The 25,546-nt window shown below is 64.2% G+C and carries 22 protein-coding genes; 8 read left to right on the top strand and 14 right to left on the bottom strand.

Translation table 11 applies throughout. The features are described 5' to 3' along the window. Nucleotides 1–58 precede the first annotated feature (58 nt). On the bottom strand, nucleotides 59–664 hold the full coding sequence (locus IFT75_RS11325; protein WP_122800624.1) for an LPS-assembly lipoprotein LptE: 606 nt from the start codon (nucleotides 662–664) through the stop codon (nucleotides 59–61). A gap of 72 nt (nucleotides 665–736) precedes the next feature. Next, nucleotides 737–3,343 carry a leucine--tRNA ligase gene (gene leuS / locus IFT75_RS11320; protein ID WP_192054833.1) on the bottom strand — a complete coding sequence of 869 codons (2,607 nt, stop codon included), beginning with the start codon at nucleotides 3,341–3,343 and terminating at the stop codon, nucleotides 737–739. A 250-nt stretch (nucleotides 3,344–3,593) separates the two neighbouring features. Between leuS and IFT75_RS11315 the strand changes: the two genes are divergently transcribed. Together IFT75_RS11315 and IFT75_RS11310 are read left to right on the top strand one after the other, a co-directional pair. After that, complete coding sequence (locus IFT75_RS11315; protein ID WP_192054832.1) at nucleotides 3,594–3,932, top strand: hypothetical protein; 339 nt, start codon at nucleotides 3,594–3,596, stop codon at nucleotides 3,930–3,932. Nucleotides 3,933–3,991: 59 nt separating this feature from the next. Further along, complete coding sequence (locus IFT75_RS11310; protein ID WP_192054831.1) at nucleotides 3,992–4,756, top strand: YdcF family protein; 765 nt, start codon at nucleotides 3,992–3,994, stop codon at nucleotides 4,754–4,756. Nucleotides 4,757–4,798: 42 nt separating this feature from the next. Here the strand turns inward: IFT75_RS11310 and lnt are convergent, their stop codons facing one another. The 5 genes from lnt to miaB all read right to left on the bottom strand — a co-directional run bounded on the left by lnt (nucleotide 4,799) and on the right by miaB (nucleotide 10,289). Then, nucleotides 4,799–6,316 carry an apolipoprotein N-acyltransferase gene (gene lnt, locus IFT75_RS11305; protein ID WP_192054830.1) on the bottom strand — a complete coding sequence of 506 codons (1,518 nt, stop codon included), beginning with the start codon at nucleotides 6,314–6,316 and terminating at the stop codon, nucleotides 4,799–4,801. Nucleotides 6,317–6,349: 33 nt separating this feature from the next. Beyond that, nucleotides 6,350–7,189, bottom strand: a complete 840-nt coding sequence (locus IFT75_RS11300; RefSeq protein ID WP_122475507.1) for an HlyC/CorC family transporter — start codon at nucleotides 7,187–7,189, stop codon at nucleotides 6,350–6,352. Nucleotides 7,190–7,195: 6 nt separating this feature from the next. Then, entirely contained in the window at nucleotides 7,196–7,696 is a 501-nt protein-coding gene (gene ybeY / locus IFT75_RS11295) for an rRNA maturation RNase YbeY (protein WP_185795146.1), read from the bottom strand. Next, nucleotides 7,689–8,696: a PhoH family protein gene (locus IFT75_RS11290; RefSeq protein ID WP_122475502.1), complete on the bottom strand. Its 1,008-nt coding sequence runs from the start codon at nucleotides 8,694–8,696 to the stop codon at nucleotides 7,689–7,691. The genes ybeY and IFT75_RS11290 overlap by 8 nt, the downstream gene beginning before the upstream one ends. Before the next feature lie 264 nt (nucleotides 8,697–8,960). After that, entirely contained in the window at nucleotides 8,961–10,289 is a 1,329-nt protein-coding gene (miaB, locus tag IFT75_RS11285) for a tRNA (N6-isopentenyl adenosine(37)-C2)-methylthiotransferase MiaB (protein ID WP_185795147.1), read from the bottom strand. A gap of 133 nt (nucleotides 10,290–10,422) precedes the next feature. Here miaB and IFT75_RS11280 point away from each other — a divergent pair, with 133 nt between their 5' ends. Continuing rightward, nucleotides 10,423–10,749 carry a DUF1820 family protein gene (locus IFT75_RS11280; RefSeq protein ID WP_043192686.1) on the top strand — a complete coding sequence of 109 codons (327 nt, stop codon included), beginning with the start codon at nucleotides 10,423–10,425 and terminating at the stop codon, nucleotides 10,747–10,749. Nucleotides 10,750–10,773: 24 nt separating this feature from the next. Here the strand turns inward: IFT75_RS11280 and IFT75_RS11275 are convergent, their stop codons facing one another. From IFT75_RS11275 to IFT75_RS11260, 4 genes are all read right to left on the bottom strand, one after another. Then, nucleotides 10,774–11,325, bottom strand: coding sequence for a tetratricopeptide repeat protein (locus IFT75_RS11275; protein ID WP_185795148.1), 552 nt, complete (start codon nucleotides 11,323–11,325; stop codon nucleotides 10,774–10,776). 362 nt (nucleotides 11,326–11,687) lie between these two features. Then, nucleotides 11,688–12,971 carry a glutamate-1-semialdehyde 2,1-aminomutase gene (gene hemL / locus IFT75_RS11270; RefSeq protein ID WP_122715033.1) on the bottom strand — a complete coding sequence of 428 codons (1,284 nt, stop codon included), beginning with the start codon at nucleotides 12,969–12,971 and terminating at the stop codon, nucleotides 11,688–11,690. Nucleotides 12,972–12,988: 17 nt separating this feature from the next. Continuing rightward, nucleotides 12,989–13,615 (bottom strand): thiamine phosphate synthase, encoded by a 627-nt coding sequence (gene thiE / locus IFT75_RS11265; RefSeq protein ID WP_185795149.1) that lies wholly within the window; start codon nucleotides 13,613–13,615, stop codon nucleotides 12,989–12,991. Nucleotides 13,616–13,649: 34 nt separating this feature from the next. Continuing rightward, nucleotides 13,650–14,447, bottom strand: a complete 798-nt coding sequence (locus IFT75_RS11260) for a hydroxymethylpyrimidine/phosphomethylpyrimidine kinase (RefSeq protein WP_185795150.1) — start codon at nucleotides 14,445–14,447, stop codon at nucleotides 13,650–13,652. A 152-nt stretch (nucleotides 14,448–14,599) separates the two neighbouring features. Here IFT75_RS11260 and IFT75_RS11255 point away from each other — a divergent pair, with 152 nt between their 5' ends. From IFT75_RS11255 to IFT75_RS11245, 3 genes are all read left to right on the top strand, one after another. Then, nucleotides 14,600–17,023, top strand: coding sequence for a hybrid sensor histidine kinase/response regulator (locus IFT75_RS11255; RefSeq protein ID WP_192054829.1), 2,424 nt, complete (start codon nucleotides 14,600–14,602; stop codon nucleotides 17,021–17,023). 81 nt (nucleotides 17,024–17,104) lie between these two features. Continuing rightward, entirely contained in the window at nucleotides 17,105–18,574 is a 1,470-nt protein-coding gene (amn, locus tag IFT75_RS11250) for an AMP nucleosidase (RefSeq protein ID WP_122715037.1), read from the top strand. A 118-nt stretch (nucleotides 18,575–18,692) separates the two neighbouring features. Further along, complete coding sequence (locus IFT75_RS11245) at nucleotides 18,693–19,259, top strand: pseudouridine synthase (RefSeq protein ID WP_185795243.1); 567 nt, start codon at nucleotides 18,693–18,695, stop codon at nucleotides 19,257–19,259. Between the two features lie 69 nt (nucleotides 19,260–19,328). Here IFT75_RS11245 and IFT75_RS11240 read toward each other — a convergent pair whose 3' ends face one another. Continuing rightward, nucleotides 19,329–19,805 (bottom strand): Lrp/AsnC family transcriptional regulator, encoded by a 477-nt coding sequence (locus tag IFT75_RS11240; RefSeq protein WP_122475484.1) that lies wholly within the window; start codon nucleotides 19,803–19,805, stop codon nucleotides 19,329–19,331. 471 nt (nucleotides 19,806–20,276) lie between these two features. Between IFT75_RS11240 and IFT75_RS11235 the strand changes: the two genes are divergently transcribed. Beyond that, nucleotides 20,277–21,308: a DUF6515 family protein gene (locus IFT75_RS11235; RefSeq protein ID WP_192054828.1), complete on the top strand. Its 1,032-nt coding sequence runs from the start codon at nucleotides 20,277–20,279 to the stop codon at nucleotides 21,306–21,308. A 259-nt stretch (nucleotides 21,309–21,567) separates the two neighbouring features. On the opposite strand, the gene IFT75_RS11230 is transcribed toward IFT75_RS11235, so the two are convergent. Together IFT75_RS11230 and IFT75_RS11225 are read right to left on the bottom strand one after the other, a co-directional pair. Further along, the gene (locus IFT75_RS11230; protein WP_122475480.1) at nucleotides 21,568–22,437 is read right to left on the bottom strand and encodes a cation diffusion facilitator family transporter; all 870 of its coding nucleotides are present in this window, start codon (nucleotides 22,435–22,437) and stop codon (nucleotides 21,568–21,570) included. A 9-nt stretch (nucleotides 22,438–22,446) separates the two neighbouring features. After that, complete coding sequence (locus IFT75_RS11225; RefSeq protein ID WP_185795154.1) at nucleotides 22,447–22,866, bottom strand: polyribonucleotide nucleotidyltransferase; 420 nt, start codon at nucleotides 22,864–22,866, stop codon at nucleotides 22,447–22,449. Nucleotides 22,867–23,032: 166 nt separating this feature from the next. Here IFT75_RS11225 and hrpB point away from each other — a divergent pair, with 166 nt between their 5' ends. After that, nucleotides 23,033–25,540: an ATP-dependent helicase HrpB gene (gene hrpB / locus IFT75_RS11220; protein ID WP_192054827.1), complete on the top strand. Its 2,508-nt coding sequence runs from the start codon at nucleotides 23,033–23,035 to the stop codon at nucleotides 25,538–25,540. The last annotated feature ends 6 nt before the right edge of the window (nucleotides 25,541–25,546 follow it).

Genomic DNA, 25,546 nt, shown 5'->3' with positions numbered 1-25,546 from the left:
TTCAAATCTTCACGGGGGCAATGACAGCGAAAAGGGCGCCTGAGCGCCCTTGTCTGCCTTACTGGTTGGGAATCTGGATCGGCGACTGCTGTGGCGTCGAATCCATCACGCGCTGAGCTTCGGCAGCAGCGTCGGCTTCAGCCTTGGCACGGGCGTTGGCGTCCACCTGGAGCTTTTCCAGCTGTGCAGGGGTGATCTGCTGCAGACGCAGCATCATGCGCTGCACCAGCTCGTTGCGCATTTCACGGCGCACCTGGCTCGCCTCTTGATCGGAGCCGGTCAGGTTGTTGCCGTCGTGGACGTAAACCTTCTGCACCTGGATCTTGTCGTTGAGCAGCGTCAGGTTGTTCTGCCCGCGGATCTCGTATTGCAGCGTGTTGCTCAGCTCGTACTCGGACGAGCGCGCCGACCCGCTGTAGCTGGCCGTGCGCTGGTCGCCACGCTCGTCCACCAGGTCCAGGGTGTACGGAGCGCCGCTGGCCACGTTGACGCCGCTGCCCTGCAGCGCCTTGCGCAGTTGCACCACGGTCTGGCCGTAGGCGTCGCGGGCAGTGAGGTTGAGTTCCTTGATGGCCAGCTGGTTGGTGCCGGTACCCCGGAGCTGGAAACCACAGGCGCTCAGCAGGACAGCCAGGCCCATAACCAGCAGATTGCGTTTGATCATCTTGTTGCTCCCTTGAAACCTTGTTGGCTGTGGCGTGCTTGACGGGCGCCCGATGAAGCGGGCGCCGGTCGATCAGCTGGCGACGATGTTGACCAGTTTACCCGGTACGACGATGACCTTGCGGATGGTCAGGCCGTCGGTGAAACGCAGCACGTTCTCATTGACCCGTGCGGCGGCTTCGATCTCTTCGCGGCTGGCGCTGGCAGGCATGTCGATCTGCCCACGCAGCTTGCCGTTGACCTGGATGACCAGCTGCAGGCTGTCCTGCACCAGCGCCGATTCGTCCAGCGTCGGCCAGTTGGCGTCGATCACGGCGTCGGTGTGGCCCAGTTGCTGCCACAGCTCATGGCTGATGTGCGGAGTGATCGGCGCCAGCAGCAAGGTCACGGCTTCCAGGCCCTCGTGCAGCAAGGCACGGTCCTGGTCGGTGGCCTGCGGGGCTTTTTCCAGCACGTTCATCAGGGTCATCACCTGGGCGATGGCCGTGTTGAACTTGTGGTTCTGGCCCACGTCCTGGCTGGCCTGCTTGATCGCCAGGTGAATGGCGCGGCGAATGGCCTTCTGCTCGTCATCGAGCGCGGCGACGTCGAGGGGCGCGTGCGAACCCTGGCCAACATGGGCCTGGGCCAGACGCCAGACGCGCTTGAGGAAGCGGTGCGAGCCTTCCACGCCGGAGTCGGACCATTCCAGGCTCATGTCGGGTGGTGAGGCGAACATCATGAACAGGCGGCAGGTGTCGGCGCCGTACTGGTCGATCATCGATTGCGGGTCGACGCCGTTGTTCTTCGACTTGGCCATCTTCTCGGTGCCGCCGATTTCCACCGGCAGGCCGTCGCTGATGAGCTTGGCCGAGATGATCTTGGCCTTGGCATCGCGTACCAGTTCGACGTCGGCCGGGTTGAACCAGGTCTTGCTGCCGTTGGCTTCGAGACGGTAGTAGGTTTCGGCGATGACCATGCCCTGGGTGAGCAGGTTCTTGAACGGCTCGTTGGAGCTGACCAGGCCTTCGTCGCGCATCAGCTTGTGGAAGAAGCGCGCGTACAGCAGGTGCAGGATCGCGTGCTCGATACCGCCGATGTACTGGTCCACGGGCAGCCAATGGTTCGCCGCTGCCGGGTCGACCATGCCGCCTTCATAGTGCGGCGACGCATAGCGGGCAAAGTACCAGGACGATTCCACGAAGGTGTCCATGGTGTCGGTTTCGCGCTTGGCCGGCGCGCCGCATTTCGGACAGCTGCACTCGTAGAACTGGGGCATGCGCGCCAACGGCGAACCGGCGCCATCGGGGACGACGTCTTCGGGCAACACGACCGGCAGTTGATCTTCCGGGACCGGCACGTCGCCGCAGGCGTCGCAGTGCACGATCGGAATCGGGCAGCCCCAGTAGCGCTGGCGGCTGATGCCCCAGTCGCGCAGGCGGAACTGGGTACGCGACTTGCCCAGGTCCTTCTTGATCAAGGCTACTTCGATGGCATCGAAAGCGCCTTCGAAATCGAGCCCGTCGAATTCGCCGGAGTTGATCAGCGGACCGTGCTCGTTGTAGGCAGCCAGCCACGGCGCAGGCGTCAGGTCGCCTGCGCTGGTGCGCACCACCGGCTTGATCGGCAGGTCGTACTTCAAGGCGAACTCGAAGTCGCGCTCGTCGTGGGCCGGCACGGCCATGACCGCGCCGTCGCCGTAGTGCATCAGTACGTAGTTGGCGACCCAGACCGGCAGCTTCTCGCCGGTGAGCGGATGCTCGACGAACAGCGTGGTCGGCATGCCGCGTTTTTCCTGGGTGGCCACGTCGGCTTCGGCCACGCTGCCGCTCTTGCACTCGTCAATGAACGCCTGCAGCGCAGAATCGGAGCGTGCTGCCAGGGTAGCCAGGGGGTGTTCCGCAGCGACGGCCACGTAGGTGGCGCCCATCAGCGTGTCGGGACGGGTGGTGAAGACCTTCAGCGTGCCGGCTTCGCCAATGGAGGCCTGGTGATACGGGAACTGGACTTCCATGCCCTTGGACTTGCCGATCCAGTTGCGCTGCATGGTCTTGACCTGTTCCGGCCAGCCCGGCAGTTCGTCGAGGCTTTCCAGCAGCTCATCGGCGTATGCAGTGATCTTGAAGTAGTACATCGGTATTTCGCGCTTCTCGATCAGCGCGCCCGAACGCCAGCCACGACCGTCGATGACCTGCTCGTTGGCCAGTACCGTCTGGTCGACCGGGTCCCAGTTCACGGTGCCGTTCTTGCGGTAGATCACGCCTTTTTCGAACAGGCGGGTGAACAGCCACTGCTCCCAGCGATAGTAGTCGGGCTTGCAGGTGGTGACTTCGCGCGACCAGTCGATGGCCAGGCCCAGGCTCTTGAGCTGGGTCTTCATGTAGGCGATGTTTTCGTAGGTCCACTTGGCCGGCGCGACGTTGTTCTTCATGGCCGCGTTTTCCGCCGGCATGCCGAACGCATCCCAGCCCATCGGCTGCAGGACGTTCTTGCCCTGCATGCGCTGGTAGCGCGCGATCACGTCGCCGATGGTGTAGTTGCGCACGTGCCCCATGTGCAGTTTGCCGCTGGGGTAGGGGAACATCGACAGGCAGTAGTACGTGTCCTTGCCTGGCTGTTCACTCACTTCAAAAGACTTCTTCGCATCCCAGAAAGACTGGGCGGCGGCTTCGATTTCGCGGGGCTGATAGAGTTCGTGCATGGCTACTTTGCGCTGAGAAATGGGTGACCTTATCCGGCAGCTGCTAAATAGGCTGAGCCTGTTGGCAAGGTACGATGATATTAAACGCCGTAGCATACATGACCCCCCTCTATCGAGGGAAACCTTGATTGCAGCTGCCTGGACGTGGCAGGCACTTGACGCATTCCGTTGGTCGCTGCAACCGGCTGATTTTCCAGCCAGCGCTAAGCTGATGAAGCAAAGAACGTTTTTTCTCTAGTGAGGTGAGCGAATGCTGGAGCCGCCTATCAAAGCCACGCAGCCCGATGTCTACGAGCGACTCATCGACCGCTTGGGCCTAGCCCTGGATGTGGCCCGCACTGCGGTGCGCCTGCGCGATGAAAAACCTGCGGAACTGGAGTTGCGCGGTTTGAGCCGGGCCGAATACGAACTGATCGATGCCTACCTGCACGCCTGCGGCGAACGCGCCTGCGTCGAGCCCCAGGCTCCGGCTCCGGCTCCGGTCGCGCCTGCGCTGAAGCCCTCGGCGAAAGTGTACTGGCTGCACGAGCACGATCGGCGCCGTTCGCCAATCGGCAAGCACGGTCACGGGTATTCGGGAAAGTCGTGACGACAGTTGTTCGTCATCGTGGCAACCCTTAGGCTTCGGGCATCTTCTGGAGATGCCCGATGTTTTCCCGCTTTGTGCTCAAACAGCTGTTATTGCCCCCCGCTATCTTTCTCGTCCTATTGTTGGCGGGCTGGTGGCTGCGCCGTCGTTGGCCGCGCCTGGCCGGGGCCTGTTTCGTGGTCGGGCTGGGCGGGCTGTGGTTGATGAGCCTGCCGGTGGTGGTGCAGGGTGCGGCCGGCTGGCTGGAAGACCAGCCGGCACTGCCTGTGCAAGCGTGGAGCAGCCTGGCGCAGCGTGCCGACGCCATCGTCATTCTCGGCGCCGGTCGCGAGCGCGGCGACCCGGCCTGGGATGGTATCGACCAGCCTACCGGCGTCGCGCTCGAGCGGGTTCGCTATGCGGCGCGGCTGGCCAAGGCATCCGGGTTGCCGGTGCTGACGTCCGGCGGCTTGCACTTCGGCTCGCCGCCCAGCGAAGCGTGGATCATGGCGCAGTCGTTGCGCGACGATTTCGGCACTTCCGCGCGCTGGATGGAAGAGCGCAGCCGCACGACCTGGGAGAACGCCCGGTTCAGCGCCGAACTGCTCGCCGAGCATGGCATCAAGCGTGTGGTGGTGGTGACCCAGGCCTGGCACATGCAGCGCTCGCGCTGGAGCTTCGAGCAGAACGGGTTGGAAGTGGTGCCGGCGCCGGTGGGGTTCCTGGGCACCGACAATGCACGGCCGCTGGGAGGCTGGCTGCCTGAGAGCAAAGCCATCTGGCAGAACGGCCAGCTGCTCAATGAGGCGGTGGGGTTGGTAGGGTACAAGATGTTTTATCGGTGATCTTGAGGGCCTCTGCCCGCGAAGAGGCCAGCACAAACGCCATCAAACCCTGCCAGCAGCCCTTCTACGCAGCAACGCCCAACCCAGCAGCAATACGCACACTACTGTCATCGGCCACGAGCGCAGCAATAGATAAGGCGTCAAGCCCTGCATGGGCGTCACCTCCCCATACAGCACCGCCTCTTCGAACTGCGGCACCTGAGTGGTGATGTCGCCGAACGGATCGATCAGTGCCGTGACCCCATTGTTGGTAGCGCGAATCATCCAGCGCCCGGCCTCCAGCGCGCGCATCTGCGCCATCTGCAGGTGTTGCAGCGGGCCTATCGAGGTGCCGAACCAGGTGTCGTTGCTGATCGTCAGCAGCAGGTCGCTGCGCGCAGCCATGCTCGCCGCCAATTCCGGATACACCACTTCGTAGCAGATGAACGGCGCGATCCGATACCCCTTGGCCTGCAGCAGCGGCTGGTCGGCCGGGCCGCGGGCGAAGTCGGACATGGGCAGGTCGAAAAACGCGATCAGGCCGCGCAGCAGATCCTGCAAGGGCACGTATTCACCGAAGGGTACCAGCTTCTGCTTGCGATACAGGCCTTCGCCTTCACCCACCACGGTGATGCCGTTGTAGAACCGGCGCTGCCCGTCCTCGACCTGGCGAATGGGGACGCCGGTGATCAACGCCGAATGACGGTCGCTGGCAAACCGGCCCATCACGGCCAGATAGCCTTGCGCCGAGTCCATGAGCACCGGCACCGCCGTTTCCGGCCAGACGATGATATCCGCCGGCTTGGAGACGAATGTCTTGTCGCGGTACAGCTGCAGTTGATGGTCGACCGCTTCGGGGTTCCATTTGATGCTCTGGGCAATGTTGCCCTGCACTGCGGCCACCGTGAGTGGCTCGCCCGCGGGCGCCGTCCACCCGTGCCCCTTGAATGCCAGGCCCAACAGCCAGGGCGCCAGCAGCAGGATCACGCCTGCGGCCAGCAACGGCTTGCGCTCGCGCAGGCGCGACAGGTTGCACAACAGCGCTGCGCTCAGGGCCAGGGCAAAGGACACCAGCCACATGCCGCCCATGGGTGCAAGGCCGGCGAGCGGGCCGTGCAGCTGGCTGTAGCCACTGTAGAGCCAGGGAAAGCCTGTCAGAAACCAACCGCGGAACGCTTCCTGGCCCAGCCACAGCGCAGCGAAGGCAAGCGCGTCGGCCAGCGGCGCATCGGTGCGCCGGAACCAGCGCGCCCAGGCCCAGGCGGGCAGGGCGAAGAACAGTGCCACGGCGGCGACGAAGCCGAGCATCAGCAGCGCCGCCAGCACCACCGACGCACCGCCGTAGGTGTGGATGCTGACGTAGATCCAACTGGTGCCGGCGCCGAACAGGCCGAAACCGTAGCACCACCCACGGCCCAGCGCCTGGCGCGGTTTCAACTCGCGCAGGCCGAGGTAGAACAGGGCCAGCGAAAGCAGGGCCAGCGGCCAGATATCGAATGGGGCCAGGAACAGCGGGGTCAACCCGCCGGCCGCCATGGCCAGCAGGTTACCGGGCCAGCCGGGGCGGGTGATCCAGCGCATTATTTTCCTTAACGAGGAGTCTGGGCAGAGGCCTCAGCGAGCGATTGGCGTGAGGCGCAGCAAATGGATGCGGCGGCTGTCGGCATTGAGGATGCGAAAGCGATAGGCACCGATCTCGGTCGTCTCGTTGCGCTTGGGCAGATGGCCGAAGGCACTCATCACCAGGCCGCCGACGGTGTCGAATTCGTCGTCCGAGAACTGGCTTTCGAAGAACTCGTTGAAGTTCTCGATCGGCGTCAGCGCCTTGATCAGGAAGTCACCGCTGGGCAGCGGCTTGATGTAGCTGTCTTCCTCGACGTCGTGCTCGTCCTCGATGTCGCCGACGATCTGTTCCAGCACGTCCTCGATGGTCACCAGGCCCGCCACACCGCCGTATTCGTCGATGACGATGGCCATGTGATTGTGGTTGGCACGGAACTCGCGCAGCAGCACGTTCAGGCGCTTGGACTCGGGCACGAAGGTGGCCGGACGCAGCAGGTCCTTGATATTGAAGTTCGCGTGGTCGTTCTGCAGGATCAGCGGCAGCAAGTCCTTGGCCAGCAGCACGCCGATCACGTCGTCGTGATTCTCGCCGACCACCGGGTAGCGCGAGTGCGCAGCGTCGATGACCGCGGGCAGGAATTCCTGCAGCGTCTGGGTGGACTTGATGCTGATCAGCTGCGAGCGCGGCACCATGATGTCGCGCACTTGCAGGTCGGCGACCTGGATGGCGCCTTCCACGATGGTCAATGCTTCGCTGTCCAGAAGCTTGTTCTGGTGCGCTTCGCGCAGCAGTTCCAGCAGTTCCTGGCGGTTCTTGGGCTCATGGGCAAAAGCCTGGGTCAGTTTACCCAACCATGACTTCTGCCCGTTGCTCGATCGATCTTCGCTCATAGCCCTTTACTCGTGATCCTTGCCAATTGCTTTGGTGGGGGTGTCGTCGACGTGCTCGTCGGCGGCATAGGGGTCCGGATGACCCAATTGTGCAAGCAACTCTCGTTCCAGTGCTTCCATTTCCTCGGCCTCATCGTCGTCGATGTGGTCGTAGCCCAGCAGGTGCAGGCAGCCGTGCATCACCAGATGCGCCCAGTGGGCGTCCAGGGCCTTGCCCTGTTCGGCGGCTTCGCGTTCCACCACAGGCACACAGATGACCAGGTCGCCCAGCAACGGGATGTCGAGCATCTCGTCCGGCACGTCCGCAGGGAATGAAAGCACGTTGGTTGCGTAATCTTTGTGACGATAGGTCAGATTCAGCTCGCGGCCTTCGGTTTCATCGACCAAGCGAATGGTCATCTCCGAATCGGCGCTGCGCTGGCGCAACGCCAGCTCGCACCAGCGGCGGAACTCGGCGTCGCTCGGGCCAGGCGCGGTGCTGGCCCGTTGCAGGTCAAGCTCAAGCATCGCGGCGTTTGTCCCCGGCCTCGTTGACGGTGGCGGGCTGGGCGTCGAAGCGCTCGTAGGCCTCGACGATGCGCTGCACCAGCGGGTGACGGACGACGTCCTTGGGCTTGAAGTGGGTGAAGCTGATGCCCGGTACGTCCTTGAGCACTTCGATGACCTGGCTCAGGCCCGACTTGGTGCCCTTGGGCAGGTCGACCTGGGTGATGTCACCGGTGATCACCGCCGTCGAGCCGAAACCGATCCGGGTCAGGAACATTTTCATCTGTTCCACGGTGGTGTTCTGGCTTTCATCGAGGATGATGAAGCTGTTGTTCAAGGTGCGTCCGCGCATGTAGGCCAGCGGCGCGATCTCGATGACCTGTTTCTCGATCAGCTTGGCGACGTGTTCGAAGCCGAGCATTTCGTAGAGCGCATCGTAGAGCGGGCGCAGGTAGGGATCGATCTTCTGCGCCAGGTCACCGGGCAGGAAGCCGAGCTTTTCGCCCGCTTCCACGGCAGGGCGCACCAGAAGAATGCGTCGGACCTGCTCGCGCTCGAGCGCATCGACGGCGGCGGCCACGGCCAGGTACGTCTTGCCGGTACCTGCCGGGCCGATCCCGAAGTTGATGTCGTTGCTCAGGATTTCCTTGACGTAGCGCTGCTGGTTCAAGCCGCGCGGCTTGATCATGCCCTTGCGGGTACGCAGCGCGACCGGGACTTCTCCGGACGCTGGATCGTCGAGTTCCTGGACCGCCGACTCCTGCAGGAACAGGTGGACCGTATCGGGGGACAGCTCGGTGGCCTTGGTTTCCCGGTACAGGCGGCGCAGCAGGTTTTCTGCTGAGCGCGTGTGTCGGGCGTCGCCGATCAGTTCGAACTGATTGCCACGGTTGCGGATTTCGATTTCCAGGCGCTGTTCGATCAAGCGCAGATGCTCGTCGAATTGCCCGCACAGGTTGGCGAAGCGGCGAGCCTCGAAAGGCTCGAGCAGGAAGCGATGTGGTTCGATAGGTGCGTTCAAGGTCGTATTCGGCCGCCCGACGGCAATTGAAATGAGTCCAAGGATAACCCCTGTCAGGGGCGGGGCGAAAGGGGTGGGCGGCGAATGGCCTTGGCCAGCGCCTGGCTGGCTGCCGGCGGTGCGGCTTTCGCGGCCACGGACCGCTCCTACAAGGATCGCGGTCACCCTGTAGGAGCGGTCATCGGCCGCGAAGGGTTCGGCGCGGTGGAGCTGACAAACCGCGGTTCATCGTTCGCGGCCACTAACCGCTTCCGCGGGAAAAGCTCAGGCCAGCAGTTCGCCGCGCAGCGAGTGCGGGCGGGCCTCGGCAATGTGGATGTCGACGAACTGGCCGATCAGCCGTGCATCCGAGCAGGTGAAATTGACGATACGGTTGTTCTCGGTACGCCCCTGCAACTGGCCGGGATCCTTGCGCGAATAATCGGTGACCAGAATGCGCTGGGTAGTGCCCACCATCTGACGACTGATCTCGAAGCCCTGCTGGTTCAGCCGATGCTGCAGCGCATCCAGGCGCTGTTTCTTCACCGGCTCGGGCGTGTCGTCGGCCAGATCCGCCGCCGGCGTACCAGGCCGCTGGCTATAGATGAAGGAGTACGAGAAATCCATGCCCACATCGGTCACCAGTTTCAGGGTCTGCTCGAAGTCTTTCTCGGTTTCGCCGGGGAAACCGATGATGAAGTCCGAGCTGATGCAGATGTCCGGTACCGCCGCCTTGAGCTTGCGCAGCTTGGATTTGTATTCCAGCACCGTGTGGCCGCGTTTCATGGCCGCCAGCACGCGGTCCGAGCCCGATTGCACCGGCAGGTGCAGGTGCTTCACCAACTGCGGCACTTCGGCATGGGCCAGGATCAGGCTGTCGGAAAACTCCAGTGGGTGCGAGGTGGTGTAGCGGATGCGCTCGATCCCGTCGATCTGTGCCACCACCCGGATCAGCTCGGCCAGGTCGGCCAGGCGACCGTCGTCGGTCTGGCCGCGGTAGCCGTTGACGTTCTGCCCCAGCAGGGTGACTTCGCGCACGCCGTTGTCGGCCAGGTGCATGACCTCGGCCAGGACATCGTCGAACGGTCGGCTGACTTCTTCGCCGCGGGTGTAGGGCACCACGCAGAACGTGCAGTATTTGCTGCAGCCTTCCATCACCGAGACGTAGGCGGTCGGGCCGTCGATGCGCGGTTCGGGCAAGTGGTCGAACTTCTCGATCTCGGGGAAGGAGATGTCCACCTGCGGCAGGCGGGTGATGCGCGCCGCGTCGATCATCTCGGGCAGGCGATGCAGGGTCTGCGGGCCGAACACCACATCGACGTAGGGCGCGCGATCGCGGATGGCTGCGCCTTCCTGGCTGGCCACGCAGCCGCCGACCGCAATGACCATGTCCGGCTTGGCCAGCTTCAGTTCGCGCCAGCGGCCCAGTTGCGAATAGACGCGGTCCTGGGCGCGCTCGCGGATCGAGCAGGTATTGAGCAGGATCACGTCGGCGTCTTCTGCGCGTGCCGTGACTTCCAGGGCTTGATGTTCACCCAGCAGGTCGACCATGCGCGAGCTGTCGTACTCGTTCATCTGGCAACCGTGGGTTTCGATATAAAGCTTCTTGGCCATGGGGTGATCATCAAGTGGTTCAAAGAACCGCGCATTATAGTGCCCGTGGTCGGTGGTTCCTAGCATTGCCTGTCGGGCGGCTATGCTATAGTTTTCGCCCTCTTTCAAGCTCACGACCTTATATCTGCCGACGATGACCAAACGCGAAGCTCCAATCTACAAAGTGATTTTCCTCAACCAGGGCCAGGTATTCGAGATGTACGCCAAGCAGATCTACCAGAGTGATCTGTGGGGGTTTCTGGAGGTCGAGGAATTCGTCTTTGGCGAGCGCACCACCGTGGTCGTCGACCCCAGCGAAGAAAAGCTCAAGGCTCAGTTCGAAGGCGTGACGCGCAGCTTCGTGCCCATGCACTCGATCGTGCGCATCGACGAAGTGGAGCGTCTGGGCACGCCGAAGATCAGCGAGGCACGCATGACCGGCAATGTCATGCCATTCCCGATGCCGATGCCCGACAAGTAGTCATCAGTCGGGCCGCTGCCAGGCTCAGGGCAGCGGGGCGAAAGGCGAACGGCTGCCTTCGGCCGTCTGCAATTCGAGCAGGTACTTGCGGAAAATCTGCCCCAGCACCTGAGTGGCCACTTCGAGGTCTTCGCGGCGCATCTGCCCGGACACCTCGTCGGCGACGTCCAGTGCATCCTCGGCGCCATTGACCGCCGCCATCTTCAGCACGATATAGGCCTGGATGTTGTTGGCCGCCACGCCTTCGCCCTTGAAGAACATCGTGCCCAGGTGATACTGGGCCTCGGCATGGCCTTGCAGGGAGGCTTGTTCGAAGTAGCTGAGGGCCTGGTTCAAGTCGCGTTCGGTTCGAGTACCGTCGTAATAGAACTGACCGAGTTCGAATTGCGCCTGGGCGTCGCCGTCCTTTGCAGCCTGCTGACACGCAGTCAGCGCCGCGGGCAATGCCTGGGCAGAGGTATTGAGGGTGCAGCGACCCACCGCCGGAATCAACAACGAATTGCCGCCTGCGGTAGCCATTAGCGGCTGAAGAAGCAACAGGCAGCCCAATGCAAGGGCGCGGCCGGTGCGGTTCATGGGGATCGACTTACCTCTGCGGAATGCGGGCGGACCCGACGTCGAAACGTGGCGGGTGCTGCATTATGAAATAAGCGGGGGGGCTGTTACAAAGTCTTTACTCGTTTTTCTGCGATATCGCCCAGATGGCACTGTTTCACGGGGTGCCAGCCGCAGCAGCGGTCCGTGGCCGTAGACAATCCAGCACGCTGTGTCAGGCGCACCGTGTTGCCTTCTTCGCGGCCGCTGACCGCTCCTACGGATTTAGATGCAACCTTCTGCGTAGGAGCGGTCCGTGGCCGCGAACGATGCGCTGCGGTCGGCCAGGCATACCGCAGCGTCCTTTTCGCGGCCGCTGACCGCTCCTACGGGAGTGAAGGTGGTTATTTCAGCGCAGCGAACGCTTTTTCGGCAGCATCCAGGGTAATCGCCAGCTCGGCATCGCCGTGGGCGATGGACGTGAAGCCTGCCTCGAATGCACTTGGCGCCAGGTACACGCCGCCGTCGAGCATCAGGTGGAAGAAGCGCTTGAAGCGATCGGCGTCGCTGGTCATGACGTCTTCGAAGGTGACGATGTCATCGGCGCCGCTGAAGTACAGGCCGAACATGCCCCCGGCCTGAGTGGTGACGAACGGGATGCCTGCGGCATCGGCACGCTGCTGCAGGCCGTCGAGCAGGCGTGCGGTGTAGTCGCTCAGCTCGTCATGGAAACCGGGGCGGCTGATCAGCTTCAGGGTGGTCAGGCCAGCGGCCATGGCCAGCGGGTTGCCCGACAACGTGCCGGCCTGATAGACCGGACCCAGCGGCGCAATGTGCGACATGATCTCGCGCTTGCCGCCGAAACAGCCGACGGGCATGCCACCACCGATGATCTTGCCGAACGTGCTCAGGTCCGGCGTCACGCCATAGTAGGCCTGGGCACCACCGAGGGCCACGCGGAAACCGGTCATGACTTCGTCGAAGATCAGCACCACACCGTACTGGTCGCAGAGGCGACGCAGGCCTTCCAGAAAACCGGGCGCTGGCGGTACGCAGTTCATGTTGCCCGCCACCGGTTCGACGATTATGCACGCCACTTCATCGGCGACTTCGGCGAGCATCTGCTCTACTGCGGCAATGTCGTTGAACGGCAGGGTCAGGGTGTGTTTGGCGAACGCCGCCGGCACGCCGGGCGAGCTGGGCACGCCAAGGGTGAGGGCGCCGGAACCGGCCTTGACCAGCAGGCTGTCGGAATGACCGTGGTAGCAACCCTCGAACTTGATGATGCTGTCGCGCCCGGTGAAACCACGGGCCAGGCGAATGGCGCTCATGGTTGCCTCGGTCCCCGAGCTGACCATGCGCACCATTTCCATGGACGGCACGATCGCGCAGACCAGGTCTGCCATCTGCGTTTCCATTTCGGTGGGGGCGCCGTACGACAGACCATGTTCAAGCTGCTTGCGCACCGCATCGAGCACGTCCGGATGGCTGTGGCCGAGAATCATCGGACCCCATGAACCCACGTAGTCGACGTAGCGCTTGTCGTCTTCGTCGGTGACATAGGCGCCGGCGGCGTGCTTGAAGAACAGCGGCGTGCCGCCCACGCTCTTGAAGGCGCGCACGGGCGAGTTGACGCCCCCGGGGATGTGCTTCTGGGCGTTGGCGAACAAGGTTTCGGAACGGGACATAGATAAGCTCTCTTGCATCAGGCAGTTTCGAACAACGCGTTCAGCGCGCGGGCGCGGCGGGTGACTTCCTGGGCCGTGTCGGCGCCGAACAGCGCATGCACCACGGCCAGCAGGTTGGCACCCTGGGCCACCAGCGGGGCGGCGTTGTCCAGGGTGATGCCGCCAATGACGGCAATCGGCAATTTCAATTCGGCACGCGCCTGCGCCAACAGTTCCAGGCTGGCAGGCGATGCGTCGGGCTTGGTCTGGGAGGCGAAGAAGCGTCCGAAGGCCACGTAGCTGGCCCCTTCGCGGGCGGCCTGGTGGGCCAGGTCGAGACGGTTGTGGCACGTGCTGCCGATGATCGCCTTGCGGCCAAGCAAGGCGCGTGCAGGCGTCAGCGGGCCATCGGTCTGCCCCAGGTGCACGCCGACGTTGAGCCGCGCGGCCAGTTCGGCGTCGTCGTTGATGATCAGGTGCGCCTTGTAGCGCTCGCACAGCTGGCGCAATTTCTCGGCTTCGCGCAGGCGTCGGGCGTCGTCGTTGCTCTTGTCACGGTATTGCAGCAAGGTAATGCCGCCGTCCAGTGCAGCCTCGACGTACTTGAGGAACTTGCCGGCCAACAGCTGGCTGTCGGTGATGGCATAGACGCCACGTAGGTTCATCGCTCGGTCCTGAGGCAGGGGGCAGGGGTTCGGCTCAAGAGCAGAAATCCAGGGGCAGGCGGCGCGGCACGAATTGCCCGTGGCCCAACTGCTCGGCGTCGCGCAGGGTGCGCCAGGTGTAGTCGAGCGCCGACTGCACCGCGCTTTCCAGGCCTTCACCCAACGCCAGGCGGCCGGCCAGGGCGCTGGCCAGAGTGCAGCCGGAGCCATGGTAGCTGCCAGGCAGGCGCTGGCAGGTAAACGTGCGGCGACTGCCGTCGCGGCTGTACAGACGGTTGTGCACTTCGTGCTCGTCGCCATGGCCGCCGGTGATCAACAGGTGCTTGCAGAACCGCAGCAGCTTCTGTGCGCATTCATCGGCGCTGCCGTCGGGCAGGTCGGCGAGAATGCGCGCTTCGGGCAGGTTCGGCGTCGCGATGGTCGCCAGCGGCAGCAGCTGTTCGCGCATCGCGTAGCCGACCTCGTCCTTGCCCAGGCTACCGCCACCACCGGCACGCAATACCGGGTCACAGACCATCGGCAGATGGGGGTGGGCGGACAACAGCTCGACCACGGTTGCGACCATGTCCACCGAACCGAGCATGCCCAGCTTGACCGCCGCCACCGGCGAGTCGCTGAGCACGGCATTGGCCTGGGCCAGGATCCACTCGCGGTCGAGCACGCGGAAATCGCTGACATTGACCGTGTTCTGCACGGTCAGCGCCGTGATCGTCGGCGCGGCATGGCAGCCCTGCGCGAGCAAGGCTTCGATATCTGCCTGCAGGCCGGCGCCGCCACTGGGGTCGTGGCCGGAGAGACAGAGGACAACGGGGCGGGAACTATAGATATTCATGGTGCGCGAGCTTATCACGGCGCACGCCGTTGTAGCAGGGCCGCAAGCGGCGGTGCGCGTGTCTGACGGTCTGCGTTGGCGACCGGCGTTCGCGCTTTTCAGGGGGGCTATGTATCATATTGACACTACGCTGCAACACTCCCGAAGGCACCATGCGCTATTTGCTTATCTTGATAATGGCCTGGCTGCCCATGCTGGCAGGTGCGGTCGACTTCGACGAGACCACCCGCAGCCTCGCGCTGGGGCGCACGATGCAGGTCTACGAGGATGTGTCGGGCGCCGCCACCATCGAGCAGATCACCACCGGCCTGGCCCCCGCTTTTCGTCAGCACCACAGCGACGTGCTCAATGCCGGCTACTCGCGATCCGTGTATTGGCTGCGCATCGATCTGCGCTATGTACCGCGCGCCGACGGATCGCCGCACAGCTGGCTGCTGGAACTGGCCTATCCGCCCATGGACCACCTGGAACTGTTCTTGCCCGATGCCGCCGGGCAGTACCGCTCGGTGCAGCGAACCGGCGATGCCTTGCCGTATGCCAGCCGCCAGATCAAGCAGAACAACTACTTGTTCGAACTGCCATTCCAGCCAGGCGAAGCGAAGACCGTGTATCTGCGCCTGCACAGCCAGGGCTCGGTGCAGGCGCCGGTCAGCCTGTGGTCGGCCAACGCGTACCTCGAGGCCCAACCTTCAAGGCTGTACGTGCTCGGGCTGATCTACGGCGTGCTGCTGGGCATGCTGGTGTACAACCTGTTCATCTTCCTCAGCGTGCGTGATCGCAGCTACCTGTACTACATTGTCTATATCGCGTCGTTCGGCCTGTATCAGGTGTCAGTGAACGGTGCCGGGGTCGAGTATTTCTGGCCCGACAACCCATGGTGGGCCAACGCGGCCACGCCGTTCTTCATTGGCGCGGCCGGCTTCTTCGGTTGCCAGTTCTCGCGCAGCTTCCTGCAGACGGCGCGGCACAGCCGCTGGATGGACCGACTACTGCTCGGCCTGATGGTCTACGGCGCCGTAGTCATGGTGCTGTCGCTGTCGACCAGCTACGCCCTGGCATTGCGCCTGGCCACGTTGCTGGCGCTGTGTTTCACCGTGGTGATCTTCTCCGCCGGCATCCTCGCCTGGCTGCGTGGCATGCGCCTGGCGCGTTACTTCATCATTGCCTGGAGCGCGTTCCTGCTGGGCGGCATCGTCAATACCCTGATGGTGCTGGGCTATCTGCCCAATGTGTTCATCACCATGTACGCCAGCCAAATCGGTTCGGCGCTGGAAGTCGGCCTGCTGTCGCTGGCCCTCGCCGACCGGATCAATGTGCTGCGCGACCAGCAGGCGCAGACCTTGAAGGAAGCCGGGCTGAAGCTTGAGCAGGCGAACCAGGAACTGGCGGCCAGCAACCGGCTCAAGGACGAATTTCTCGCCACCGTCACCCATGAGCTGCGCACCCCGATGAATGGCGTGATCGGCTCGCTGGAACTGATGCAGACCGTGCCCATGGGGCCGGAGCTGGCGCAGTACCAGCACACCGCGGCAGGTTCGGCGCGGCACATGATGCGCATGGTCGACGACATCCTGATCCTCACCGAGCTGCAGGCCGGACGGCTCTATCCGCGCAACGAACCGTTCAGCCTGCAGGCGCTGCTGGACAGCATGCAGATGCAATTCAGCCGCCAGGCCCAGAGCAAGGGACTGGCGTTCACCGTGGAGCGCGTAGCCGGTCTACCCGACCGCTTGCAGGGCGATTCGCAGAAGCTTGCCCTGTGCCTGGGCTGCCTGATCGACAACGGCATCAAGTTCACCCGCGAAGGCAGTGTCAATGTGCGCGTCAGTGGCGGCGAGCCAGCAAGTGATCACCTGCAGATAAACTTCACGGTCAGCGACAGCGGCATCGGTTTCAGCCATCGCGACGAAGAGACCCTCTACCAACGCTTCTACCAGCTCGATGGCTCGGTGACCCGCGAGTACGGCGGATTGGGTATAGGCCTGGCGATCTGTCGGCAGCTGGCCGAACTGGTAGGCGGGCAGCTTCATCATCAGTCCGAGCCCGGACGCGGCAGCTGTTTCGAACTGAGCGTGCGCCTGGGTGTTGTCGAAGCGCATCCGGGCCGTGCCTTGAGCACCAGCGCCGGTGCCTTTGGCACCCAGCGCGCCGCCCATGAATGCACCGTATTGCTGGTGGACGCCAACAGCGTCGACCAGTTGGTGGTGCGGGCCATGCTGCTCAAGCTCGGCTACCGCGTGCGCACCGCCGAGGACGGCGCCGGTGCGCTGGCCCTGCTGGCTCGCGAGCGTTTCGATGCCGTGCTCATCGAGCACAGCCTGCCCGCAGAGAGCGCTCTGCACACCACCCGCGAACTGCGCAGCGTGCCGGGGTGCGAGCGATTGCCGGTGCTGGCGATCACCGAACCCGGCCAGGCTCGGCGCGAGGCGTGCCTGGCTGCCGGGGTGTCGATCTGCCTGGCGCGCCCGGTGCGCTTCGAAGAGCTTCAGGCGGTTCTGCACGGCTGCATCCTCAGCCATCCCAAGCCGGTGTCGCCACCGATTGCAGATGCGCCCCCCGGCGCTGCCCCGGCGTAACCAAGGCCGTCGCACCGGGGGTGCCTTTCGTCGGCATTGCAGGCAAGATGCAAGCCTGCCAGATCAGCCAGGACATGCCCCATGAGTAATGCTCCAGACTTCGTAGTTGTGGAAACTGCCGAACAAGCCGTGGATCGGTTGGCAGAACTGCACGAACGGGCCACTCGCGCCTTGAGCCAGGCGCTCAAGCGCTACCTCAAGGATCGCAGCGAGCCGGATGCGGCCGAGCGCGATCTGTTTCGCTACCCTGAACTGCGCCTGACCTACGCCTACGGCGGCGAACTGCCTGCCATCACCCGAGCCTACGCCAAGGTCAACCTGCCTGGCGTATACTCGGTGACCGTGACCCAGCCGGCCGCCTTCCGCGGTTATCTGCTGGACCAGTTGCGGCCGCTGATGCGCGACTTCGCGGTCACCATCGAAGTCGGCGTCAGCGAGCAGAACATTCCCTATCCCTATGTCGTCGACCAGGGCGACGAGCTGGCCGGCAGCGGTGTGACCGCGGCCGCCCTGGCGCGGGTGTTCCCCAGTACCGACCTGTCTGCCGCCACCGACGGCATCGCCGACGGCCTGTACGACTGGGCCACTGCCGATCCGCTGCCGTTGGCGCTGTTCGACGCCGCGCGGGTGGATTTCTCCCTGCGTCGCCTGATCCACTACACCGGCAGCGACTGGAAGCACGTGCAGCCGTGGATCCTGCTGACCAACTACCATCGCTACGTCGACCAGTTCGTCACCCACGGCCTGGAACAACTGCGCAACGACCCGCGCTTCGTGCGCCTGGTGATGCCCGGCAATGTGATCATCGAAAAGAGCATGGACAACGGTGAGGCCCAGGCGCTGGTGGCCAGCGTGGTATGGCACCGCTATCAGATGCCGGCGTATCACCTGATTGCCGAGGACGGCGACGGCGTGACCCTGGTGAACATCGGCGTCGGCCCTTCGAACGCCAAGAACATCACCGACCACCTGGCCGTGCTGCGTCCGCATTGCTGGCTGATGATCGGCCACTGCGGTGGCCTGCGACAGTCGCAGACCATCGGCGACTATGTGCTGGCCCACGCCTACATGCGCCAGGACGGTATTCTCGATCGGGTCCTGCCACCGAACATTCCCATTCCGGCCCTGGCCGAAGTGCAGCTGGCATTGCAGGAAGCGGCGGCGCAGGTCACCGGCGAGCGTGGCGACGACCTCAAGAAGCGCCTGCGCACCGGCACCGTGCTGACCTACGATGACCGCAACTGGGAACTGCGCTGGGCCCAGGAGCGACCGCTGATCAACCTGTCGCGCGCCGTTGCGGTGGACATGGAGAGCGGCACCATTGCCGCCCAGGGTTATCGCCTGCGGGTGCCGTACGGCACTCTGCTGTGCGTGTCGGACAAGCCGTTGCACAGTGAGATCAAGCTGCCGGGCTCGGCCAACGCGTTCTACAACCGCGCGGTCAGCCAGCATCTCAACATCGGCATCACGGCCTTGAACCTGCTGCGCAACCAGCTCAACTCGCTGCACTCGCGCAAGCTGCGCAGCTTCGACGAGCCGCCGTTCCGCTGACAGGTTTGCCGTGGCTGGCAAGGGCCTCTAGCATGAGCGCCCTTGCCAGCCCGAAAGCCGCTTCGTCATGCCTCTTCCTCCTCGCTCCAACAAACGTCCACCCACCAGCGGCCGCCGTGTGGCCAAAGCCCCGCCGGCCCAACCGCGGCTGCTGCTGTTCAACAAACCGTTCGATGTGCTGACCCAGTTCAGCGACGGTGAAGGGCGGGCGACGCTGAAGGATTTCATCGACATTGCCGGGGTCTATCCGGCCGGTCGCCTGGACCGTGACAGCGAGGGGCTGCTGTTGCTGACCAACGACGGCCAGTTGCAGGCGCGCATTGCCGACCCGAAGCACAAGCTGGCCAAGACCTATTGGGTGCAGGTGGAAGGCGTACCCGACGAAGAGCAGTTGCAGCGTCTGCGCACCGGGGTCGAGCTCAACGATGGCATGACTCTGCCGGCGCAAGCGCGGCTGCTGGACGAGCCGGACCTGTGGCCGCGCGATCCGCCTGTGCGCTTTCGCAAGAGCATACCGACCCATTGGCTGGAGCTGGTGATCAAAGAGGGGCGCAACCGTCAGGTGCGGCGCATGACGGCGGCAGTGGGCCTGCCGACCTTGCGCCTGGTGCGGGTGCGCATCGGCGACTGGAGCCTCGAGGGCCTGGGGCAGGGCGAGTGGCGCGAGGTGCCGGCCAGTCTTTAGCCAGCCTGCACCCCTGTGGGAGCGGGTTCTACCCGCGAAGGAGCTTCAAGTCTGACTCAGGCCTGAAGCTCAGCGCAGATGGGTCAACGGCAGTTCAGTGCTGGCCATGACCTGGTTGAGAACGAAGCTGGAACGCACGCTGGTGACGCCCTCGATCCGCGTCAGGTGGCCCAGCAGCAGCTTTTGGTAGTGGTCCATGTCCGGCACCACCACCTTGAGCTGGTAGTCGGCATCCATTCCGGTCACCAGGCTGCATTCGAGTACCTGAGGCAGTCCGCGAATCGCCGCTTCGAAGGTTTCGAAGCGTTCCGGCGTGTGCCGGTCCATGCCGATCAGCACGTAGGCCGTCAGGCTCAACCCCAGCTTCTTGCGGTCCAGCAGGGCGACCTGACGGGAAATGTAGCCGTCGTCTTCGAGCTGCTTGACGCGCCGTGAGCAGGGCGAGGGCGAGAGACCGATGCGTTCGGCCAGTTCCTGGTTGGAAATGCGCGCGTCACGCTGCAGTTCCGCCAGAATGCTCAGGTCATAGCGATCAAGCTTGCTCATCAAATCTGCCTTCGTGTTTTGCGTTGCGGCAAATTATCTATCCGAAGGCAAAAATTGCGCAAGTGCTGTGTAAATCAGCAATGTTCGCAATCGGCTGCTGCGCCCGTGGCGCTATTGTTATCCACAGAATCACTGCCCGGACACATGTCCACTGCGATGCGCTGAATCAAGCGAATTGCGGCCACCGCCCCCACCGGGGTCGCGCTGGCCCCCGGGCTGCATGCGGCCCAGAAGGCAGCGTGAGGTGAGCCGACGTCACAAGCGTCGAGCAAGGACACAGTTTCGCGAGAGGAGGCCTATGGGTCTCCTCTTTTTTCGTCTGCGAAATGTATGCGACCGGTGCCTGGCGTGCGGTCATGAACGCGCGGTACGTGCCGATATCCTTTGCAGGCACCTGACGGGATCTTCACAGAACCGCGTTCGGGTTTGTCAGTCTGATACTGGGTCACCCCCTTTTCTACGAGGAACAGCATGAACTTGCCCCTATGGCGTATGGCCGGTGTCGCTGTGCTCTGCCTGGCTGTGGGCGCGCCTGCGTATGCGGAAGGCCCGCAAGACCAGTTGCGCGGCAGTTCCAATGGTGGCCAGCGTGGGCAGGGAGGGGGTAATGCCGGGCCTGGGCAGCCGCAAGGCGGTGGGCAGTACCGCCCACAGCAAGGTGGCAATCAGGGTCAGTGGCAGGGGCGACCGCCGCAAGGCAATCAGGGCCAGTGGCAAGGTCGGCCAGGCGGCGGCAGCCAGAACCAGTGGCAAGGCAACCAGCCGGAGCAGGGTCGTCCAGAACAGGGTCGCCCGGATCAGGGTCGTCCCGAAGGTGGCCAGCAGGACAATCGGCCGCCGATCATCGGCAAGCCCGACGCAGTGCGCCAGACCCAGGCGCCGCTGCGCGGCAGTTATCCAGACCTGCGGCGCGACAACGACAGGCGCTGGGAGGGCGGTCGAGACCGTTGGCCCGGCGGCCACGGCGGTGGTTGGGGGCCTGGCCCGCAGTATCGTCCGGGGCAGGTGATTGATCGCTTCCCCGGCCAGAATTATCGCGTGCCGTATCGGGGGCAGGATTATTACTACTCCGGTGGGTACTGGTATCGGCCCCAGGGCCCGCGGTACGTGGTGATTGAGCCACCTCGCGGCGTTCGGGTGCGTGTGCTGCCCGACTACGCCCAGCGCATGTGGATCGGCAGTTCCGTGTTCTTCGTGGCGGCCGGCACTTACTATCAATGGGCCGACAATACCCAGGAATACGTGGTGGTGAATCCGCCGGTGAATGCCAGTATCCCGCAGCCAGCCCCGACTTTGACCAACTATGACGTCGCAGCCTATCCGGCCCAGGGTCAGAGTCCGCAGCAGATCGCCCAGGATCAATACGAGTGCAAGCGCTGGGCTGTCGAACAGAGCCGCTTCGACCCAGCCAGTGCTACCTATGCGCCGTCGCCGGAAGTGGTCAGCGTGTACCGGCAGAGCCTGGCCAATTGCTTCGCGTCACGTGGGTACACGGTGAATTGATCGGCCTTGCAGCGCTGCAATGGGGCACCGCGTTCTGGCTGACACATCGCATCCACCGCCGACGCGGCTCGCGCCGCTGCTACGGGGACCGCTTTTGCCTGACATACCGCATTCGCCGCCGACGCGGCTTGCGCCGCTGCTACAGGCATCGCGTTCTGTCGGCACGCGGCATGGGTTTATGTGGTGCCGAGATCCCCTGTAGCAGCGGCGCAAGCCGCGTCCGGGGACACTGCGGTTTTGCAGGCTGACCGCGCTTCTCTCAAATGGGGTCTGCGTGAACCAGCACTTCGGCACGTGGATACCGGCTTTCAATGGCAACTTCCACGCTCTCGCAGATGCCATGGGCCTCGGCCAGCGACAGCTGCCCCGGCAACTCGAGATGCAACTGCACGAACCAATGATTGCCCGACATGCGCGTGCGCAGGTCATGGGCGCCAAGCACGCCCGGCACATCGCACGCCAGGGCCAGCATCTGCTCACTGACATCCACTGGCAACTCCTTGTCCATCAGAATCGCCGTGCTTTCGCGAGCGATCTGCACCGCGCTCCACAAGATGTACAGCGCAATGCCCAGGCCAAAGAAAGCATCCAGCTGCGGCCAACCGTAGCTGGCCAGGACCAGCGCTACCAAAATGCTGCCATTGAGCAGCAGGTCGGAACGGTAGTGCAGCGAGTCCGCCCGCACGGCGGTCGAACCGGTTTCGCGAACGACCTTGTATTGCAGGGCCAGCAGCGCCACGGTCAGCGCCAGCGAAAGAATCATCACCGCGATGCCCACCCCGGCCGCGCCCAGCGGCTGCGGGTCCTGCAGCTGTTTCCATGCCTGGTACCCGATCAACACCGCGCTAGAACCGATGAACAACGCCTGGGCCATCCCCGCCAGAGCCTCGGCCTTGCCGTGTCCATACCGATGATCGTCATCGGCCGGACGCAGCGCATAGTGCACCGCCAGCAGGTTGAGAAACGACGCCGCGCCATCCAGCACCGAATCGGTGAGCCCCGCCAGCAGACTCACCGAACCACTGAGCCACCAGGCAACGGCCTTGGCCACGATGAGAATGCTGGCGACCGCCAGTGACGCCCTTGTCGCCAGTCGCAGCAGGCGTGCGTGTTCCTTACTGGTTGCCATTACAAATCCCTAGATGACCGGCTTCAAGCCATACATGGCCAGCTGTTCGACGCTGCCGGTGTGCTGGATCAGGCGCGGATCGTCGAGCGGCAGACTGCGGCCCAGCTCGGTTTCCAGGATGGCCTGCAGCTTCAGGTTGTCGACCTTGCCGTCGCGACCAATCGCATGTTGCAGCTTTTCCGGCGCTACCTGCGCGGTCTTGCCGTCGTTGAGGTAGATCGCGCCGGTGGCGAAGTCCACACCGAAGGCAATCAGCCCAGGCAGCACATAGAAGAGGATGCCGATGGCGTCCAGCGCGGCCACCACAGGGTCGATACGCCCTTCGATCTGCCCGCGCCGATCCGGCCAGAACAGGGTGCCGCAGGCGGTCAGTTGGGTCACCAGGGCAGCGACAACGGCGCCGCCGATCAAACGTGAAGGAATACGCATGGCAATCTCCGCAAAATAGGCCGCAACGATACAAGCAAATGGTCAAGCCGAGTAGATGGACCTTGTTACCTGAGGGTCAGTTCGCTGACCTTGGCGTGCTATCCATACGTGCGCGGCGCCTGCACGTCGGACCGGCGTTATACTTCGCGCCCGACCTGGAGCCCTCATGATCTCGCTACCCATCGACGCCGTCCTGCCTGCCCTGCGCCAAGCCCTGGCCAAGCGCCATGAAGCGGTGCTCGAAGCCCCGCCCGGCGCGGGCAAGACCACTCGCGTGCCTTTGGCACTGTTGCACGAGCCTTGGCTGGCCGGGCAGACCATTCTCATGCTCGAACCGCGGCGCCTGGCCGCGCGGGCGGCGGCGGAGCGGCTGGCCAGTGAGTTGGGCGAGCGGGTTGGCGAGACGGTCGGCTACCGCATTCGGTTGGACAGCAAGGTAGGTCCGAACACCCGTATCGAGGTCGTGACCGAGGGTATTCTTACCCGGCGCCTGCAGGATGATCCGGCCCTGGACGGGGTGGGGCTGGTGATCTTCGACGAGTACCACGAACGCAGTCTGGATGCCGACCTCGCGCTGGCCTTGAGCCTCAACGGCCGGGAGCTGCTGCGCGACGAGCCGCCGCTGAAGATCCTGCTGATGTCCGCCACCCTGGAAGGCGAGCGCCTGTCGGCATTGCTCGACGATGCCCCGGTGTTGCGCAGCGAGGGCCGCATGTACCCGGTGGACGTGCGCTGGGGGCGGCCGTGGCAGCCGGGTGAGTTCATCGAGCCAAGAGTGGTCCAGACCTGCCTCGATGCCCTCGATGAACAGGCTGGCAGCCTGCTGGTGTTCCTGCCGGGGCAGGCCGAGATCCGCCGCGTGCATCAGCAGTTGGCCGAAGCCCTGGCAGGCCATGTAAATGTGCTGCTGTGCCCGCTGCATGGCGAGCTGGATCTCAATGCCCAGCGCGCCGCCATCGACCCTGCGCCCGCCGGCAAGCGCAAGGTCGTGCTGGCGACCAACATTGCCGAAACCAGCCTGACCATCGATGGCGTGCGCGTAGTCATCGACGCCGGCCTGGCGAGGGTGCCGCGTTTCGACCCCGGCAGCGGCATGACCCGCCTGGATACCCAGCGCATCTCCCGCGCCAGTGCCACCCAGCGGGCCGGACGAGCAGGGCGCCTGGAGCCGGGCGTGTGTTATCGGTTGTGGTCCGAAGACCAGCACGCCCAGTTGGCGGCCTACGGCAGCCCGGAAATCCTCCAGGCAGACCTCGCCAGCCTGGCCCTGCAACTGTCACGCTGGGGTGTCGAGCCGGCTCAATTGACCTGGCTGGACGAGCCGCCCAGCGCGGCGTATGCGCAGGCGCAGGACCTGTTGCTGCGCCTCGGCGCACGCCTGCCCGACGGCCGTCTCAGCCCTCATGGCCAAGCCATGGCGCAGCTGCCGGCGCACCCGCGCATCGCTCATCTGTTGTTGCGCGGCCATGCCTTGGGCCTCGGCGACATGGCCTGCGATGTCGCAGCATTGTTAGGTGAACGCGACATTTTGCGCGGTGCCGGTGCCGACCTGCACAGCCGCCTCGTGTTGCTGTCCGGCGAGCAGAAGGCCCAGCGCCAGAGCCACGGAGCCGTGCAACGCATACGGCAGTTGTCCCGGCAGTATCGGGGCTACTTGCGTGGCAGGCCGGCGACGCCGGTCGAGGACTCTGCGCACCCGCGCTGGCTGGGCTGCCTGCTGGCCCTGGCCTACCCGGATCGCGTGGCGCAGCAGCGTCGCGAAGGCGGCGCCGAGTACCGCCTTGCCAACGGCCGCGCTGCCTTGTTCGGCGAGGTGGACGGCTTGATGAAACAGGCCTGGCTCGTCATCGCCGACCTGGGCAGTCGTCAAGGGCAGCGTGAGGAACGCATCTACCTGGCTGCCGAGTTCGATCCCGGGTTGTTCGATACGGTGCTGGCCGAACAGGTCAGTCGCGTCGATCACCTGGAATGGGACGAACGTGAAGGTGTGTTGCGCGCCGAACGCCAGCGCAAGGTCGGTGAACTGATCCTCAGCCGCGAACCGCTGCCAGGGTTGGGCGCCGACGCCCGCGCCACCGCGCTGCTCGGGCTGGTGCGGCGCAAGGGCATGGAGCTGCTGCCCTGGACCCCGGAACTGCGCCAATGGCAGGCGCGGGTCGCGCTGCTGCGTGCGTTCGATACCCAGAACCCTTGGCCGGACGTCAGCGACGCGGCGTTGTTGCAGCAGCTGGAAAACTGGCTGCTGCCCTACCTGGGCAAGGTCACACGCCTCAGCCACTTCGGCCAGCTCGACCTGTCCTCCATCCTGCGCAACAGCTTGCCCTGGCCGCTGCCACAGAAACTCGACGAGCTGGCGCCAACCCACATCGCCGTGCCATCGGGGTCGTCGGTGCGCCTGGACTACAGCGAGCAACCGCCGATTCTGGCGGTGCGTTTGCAGGAGCTGTTCGGCCTGGCTGAAACCCCGCGCATCGCCGGTGGACGACAGGCGGTGAAGTTGCATCTGCTGTCACCGGCGCGGCGACCGGTGCAGGTGACCCAGGACCTTGCGAGTTTCTGGGCCAACACCTACGAGGAAGTGAAGAAGGATTTGAAGGGGCGGTATCCAAAGCATTATTGGCCGGATAACCCCCTGGTGGCCGAACCCACGGCCCGCATCAAACCCCGCAAGTAAAACCTC

The sequence above is a fragment of the Pseudomonas sp. CFBP 8758 genome (assembly GCF_014841725.1).
GTDB lineage: Bacteria > Pseudomonadota > Gammaproteobacteria > Pseudomonadales > Pseudomonadaceae > Aquipseudomonas > Aquipseudomonas baltica.
The sequence above is the reverse complement of the archived record's forward strand: the minus strand, read 5'-3'. Positions and strand labels throughout refer to the sequence as shown.